This window comes from Streptomyces anulatus, from assembly GCF_000721175.1.
Taxonomy (GTDB): domain Bacteria; phylum Actinomycetota; class Actinomycetes; order Streptomycetales; family Streptomycetaceae; genus Streptomyces; species Streptomyces anulatus_C.
Genome location: NZ_JOEZ01000147.1, coordinates 1 through 251, shown reverse-complemented (window position 1 = coordinate 251; position 251 = coordinate 1). Strand labels below are relative to the sequence as shown.

Annotated in this window: 1 pseudogene; it reads left to right on the top strand. The window is 72.5% G+C overall.

The window, feature by feature from the left end:
• A pseudogene (locus IG90_RS40490) lies at positions 1–251 on the top strand (hypothetical protein); the annotation flags it as partial.

The window sequence follows — 251 nt, the reverse complement described above, 5'->3', positions numbered from 1 at the left end:
ACCGGCGGCACGGGAGCCGGAGCCTCCGGTGCCGGCAAGGCAGCCGCCGCGGCCAAGGCACTCTCCTTCGCGAACAAGGCGAGCCGCGCCGTCGACCCGGCCACGTACCTCTTCAAGGGCGCCGGCGCGGGCCTGACCAAGATCAGCGACGTGATGGCCGGTCTGAAGGGCATGGGCCGCGTCGAGATCCCGCCACTGCCACCGGGTGCGGTCACCCTGCCGGACGGTGCGTTCAAACTCGGCGACGGCAC